5 protein-coding genes are annotated in these 4,181 nt (G+C 40.0%); all 5 read right to left on the minus strand.

The genetic code is table 11. The features are described 5' to 3' along the window. A partial coding sequence (locus LHW48_01435) for a helix-turn-helix domain-containing protein (protein ID MCB5259126.1) occupies positions 1-152 on the minus strand: 152 nt, incomplete at its 3' end. Between the two features lie 123 nt (positions 153-275). Further along, complete coding sequence (locus tag LHW48_01440) at positions 276-1,391, minus strand: SEC-C domain-containing protein (protein ID MCB5259127.1); 1,116 nt, start codon at positions 1,389-1,391, stop codon at positions 276-278. A 27-nt stretch (positions 1,392-1,418) separates the two neighbouring features. Beyond that, positions 1,419-3,224: a TIGR04141 family sporadically distributed protein gene (locus LHW48_01445; GenBank protein MCB5259128.1), complete on the minus strand. Its 1,806-nt coding sequence runs from the start codon at positions 3,222-3,224 to the stop codon at positions 1,419-1,421. A gap of 217 nt (positions 3,225-3,441) precedes the next feature. Then, a complete protein-coding gene (locus LHW48_01450) occupies positions 3,442-3,945 on the minus strand; it encodes a hypothetical protein (GenBank protein MCB5259129.1) in 504 nt (167 codons plus the stop codon). A gap of 7 nt (positions 3,946-3,952) precedes the next feature. After that, positions 3,953-4,181 (minus strand): ATP-binding protein (locus tag LHW48_01455; protein ID MCB5259130.1); only part of this gene is annotated, 229 nt, incomplete at its 5' end.

The raw sequence follows: 4,181 nt of genomic DNA on the forward strand, positions 1-4,181 counted from the left end.
ACCCATGTATCTACATCTTCTTTTTTAAACTTCCAAAGTCTCCCAACTTTATGAGCGGGAAGCTTCTTTTCGCTAAGCCATTTATAGACCGTATCCTTGGTTACCCCAAGATAAACACTTATCTCATCAACTGAAAGCCATCTGTCATCCATGATACTGCTCCTTCTCAGATGCAATCGCACCTGAAGATCCCATAAGAATCGGTATAAAAAGGGATCATGTAAGAATAAAACCAGGTTAAAGGGTAAGGTTATTTTGTCAATAGCCAATTTGCATTAATCAAGGCTCTCAACGATATCAGTTACTGACCAATCAACAATCTCGCTATCTCCCACTAAACAACAATTATCCAATCCATGAAATGGCAAATTATTCTTGTACAAGCCTAACAAATAGCTTCTAGTTTCATGCTTCTGAGCTTCCCACCATTCCGGATTGACTGCGAAGGTCTCAGAATGAGAAAAAATATATCTTACTACAGCACTAGGAACGCTTTGTAAATCCAATTCCGACAATGAGCTGATGAACTTGTCAACTAACTCATATCCCTGAATCCATGAAAATATGATCATCCCAGATGTTCTGTAGGGCAGGACTTGCGTAGCAACCATCGGCAGTGCTGTATTAACATCTAAAAAACTCTCACCAATAAGATCATTTCCTTGGAAGTCACAGTATGGGATTGAACAGAATGATGCGATAATCTCTGGTGATTTGTCGATCACGAGTACCTTATAGCAAAGTCCCTTATACTTTTTATCCACCAACATATGATCAAGTTTGTTCTTAATAACATCCAGGTCATTTGCCCCAGCCTTTGAAGCATCCCGATGATCCTCGAGTAACTGCTGCATATGCGGCATATCCAGTTGATCAACATCTTTAGTCCCATGCATGAGATTGAATTCAGCTGAATTCGATTGCGCAATTTTGTTGAACAACTCATGACATACGCTTCTGTACGTAAGCAATAAAATACTTTCTTCATCAATTTCGAAATCTACATTTTCAATGGGCGAGAACAGTTCTTTGTCATGATGAGCACAAAAGCCAGTGAATGTAGACATCTGACCTATCCCTCTTTTAACCAGCTTGATATCATCCCCTCTTTGTAACTGACTAAATAAATCTCCAAACTGAGGGGGAGTATAAACATGAGCATTGGGTGTTGTTTTTTTTAGCATAAACTTCGATATTGTGTGTGCTTTTATTATGTTACCCTTACACAGTCCTTTTGATTTGTCGGGATGCAGGCAGTATTTTTTCGAAAATGCTTTTTGGGTGGCTTCGATGAATTCATGAGGAGATGGGCGAGTCTCGTTAAGAAGACAGCATTTCTTATACTTTTTACCAGACCCACATGGACATAGCGCATTTCGGTGTATCTTCATCCAATTCCTATCGCTTAACTAAACGAGCTACGTTTCTCTTATTCGAATCAACTTCAATTCAAACCCCAAGTCGACCAAGCGCTTTGTAGCATTCATTATAGCAATCTTAGCTAACACAGATCGGTATTTTGCTATTTTGAAATCAACTTCTTTCTTGCTGTCAATAAAAGCAAGCACGTACTGCACCTTCTTTCTCTTGAGTAATGTCTTTTTAAAATCTGCTTTCGAAATCCTGGGTTTTCCGATCTTATATTTATCCTTGTACATTCTCGCCAACTGGTCATAATATGCATCAATTTTCGCTGATTCATGATTCTTGCGCCAGGACAACAATACACTGGCAGAGGTCACAATCTGCTCAGTAACGTCTCTAATGGATGCTCCAAAATCGGTCTTAACATGTACTAAAATAAGCTTATCTGCTGTTAGCTGCATGATGTCACATAGCTCTACCTTTTCGTTGCCATCATAGAATACCCTGTCCACGACAAGAGTTTTAGGGTAGTTTAAGTATTTTCTATTATACATTAACTCATAGGGGATATGGGTCTTAGTTGTTAGAGATGATACTTTGACCTGCTTCCATGTAGCATAGTCGACCTTTAGTGAATGTTTATTGTAAGGTTCTACCATCCAATCTTCAGTCACGTGTTTGAAGTTATCATCTATGTATGTATTCAGTTCAGTGCTAATATCTCTGTTGAGTTTGAGCCACTTCCCATTAATCAGAAACCAAACGCCGTTATTCATTGTAACCTCTCCATGCAAGTGTTCTATTAGGTCTCCCTTTGTTATAGGGGTCTCAACACTCTCATTGTAAGATATCACTTTTATCGACGCTAATAAGGATTTTAACTCATCATCATCAACACATTGATCGATTTCAGGACGTAGGCCAATGAGTATGTCCGACGCACTGATAGTAGGAGACAGTCCAATCATGAGATCTTCTCTGCCTTTTCTTATGCATAGTGCTTCTGCTGTGATGAACTTAAAGAGATCTTTACCTACAAAATCGAATTCACTTCCTTCACATTTACCCGATGCAACATCCTTGATCATTTCAAAGAGGGTACGCTCAAGCCTTGCTATCTTAACTACATCTTTTTCCTCATCAATATCGTTAAGATTCATTTTATTCGGCTCATTCAGTCTATCTCTTAGTTTATGACACAGACCTATAGTCTCTTTTATTGAAATCGATGCAGATAGCCTAAACCCAGAACCAGCAAAACAACTACATCCTCTTTTACTTTTAAGTCCCAATAGTTCCAACTGATCTTTTCCAATGGATGCTATAGTCTTATCAAACAGCTTACCATAGTCTTCCTCAACGGCGAGATTGGCATTGCTTCGGAAAATTTTGGATGTACCGATTACGTTCCCAACTAAACTTCGATCTTGAAGGTATTTAAATACACTAGAGGATTTATCGAATGTTTTTTCAATAATGGACTTGCTAAACTCTCCATCAATGTGCTTAGATATTACATGATAGCCATGACCACCTACAACAGCAAAAACTTGGTTTTTAATAAGCAAGAATAGGATGAATGAGTGAATAGTATTTTCAAAGTCAAGACTTTGGCTTGTTATCGGCTGAAGATATTTGCTCCATCTTAATGCAATGTTTCGTTTTTGATGGAAAAGAAGGGAGTTCTCCTCGTTTGTGTCGTACGGTTGATAATGCTCGGTTTTATGACCAGCCTTATTGTACTCATCGATTATCACTAAACGAACAGCTGTTAACTTATCCTTTTTTTCTCGATAGATCGCTTCTCTAATCAAGTAAATGTTAATGGAAGGGATAGAGCTTTGTCCAGTATCAACCATGATAAAACCTCCTGATCTGTGGATTGCAGCATTTTGTCTACCATGTTAATCCTACTTAAATCCAAGTATCCAGCAGGTATTGATTTAGTCAATGCTTATGTTTGCTCGTTAGCCATCCTCCTTGACTTACCAATGTATTTGGCGATTGCTTGAGCACAGCATATAGTGTAGCCCATCCTGAATACTGTGTAGCTCGTTGTATTCATATTCAGTCTGTCTAGTTCAGCAACCTATAGCACCCAATCCTATTCAAACTCCGAAGTTGACCCAGGATACCTTTCTGGACTTTTCTGCCGATTTTGGGCACGTTTTGGCGGGATATGACAACATATATGTAGCCTCTCATATCTATGACTTCAATCGATGCCAGGGCCTCCAGATAGATGTAGACCCACTGTCTGGATTTACCGATGGCTTGAGCAAGCTCTCGGATGGACTTGTATCTGCCTTGTTCCAGGATGTCCAGAAGCTTATGGGCATCTGCTATGCTGAATGTCCAGCCTTTGTAATGCTGATAACCGATCCTGGCTTGGTAGCGATTGGCACGGACATAGATGGGGGGACTATCTTCAATCTGCTTGATCGCTTGGCTTTGGAGCAGTTCAGATAGTAGCATTTCTATTGCCTCTCTGCAAACATTGGTCATCTGGGCAATAGATTCCGCATTGAAGGGTCGATCGTACTGTCTGATGAAGTTGAGGATCAGTTCTTTATTCGTCATCCTGACCTCAATCATCCAGATCTGCTTGGGATACTACTTCGAGGTTCTTGTATCTGCCTATCTCTTCCACTGAGCGGATTAGCTTCATGGCTTTGCGGACATTGCCGCAGGAGTGGAAGTGGACATAGTCGACTATGTCCGGATGGAACTTGATCTCCAGGATCTCACTGCATAGCTGTGCTATGTCCTTTTTGGGCAGGTCTTGGAACTCATAAAAGAAGTTGCATCTATCGAAG

It is taken from the genome of Candidatus Cloacimonadota bacterium (assembly GCA_020532355.1).
GTDB lineage: Bacteria > Cloacimonadota > Cloacimonadia > Cloacimonadales > Cloacimonadaceae > UBA5456.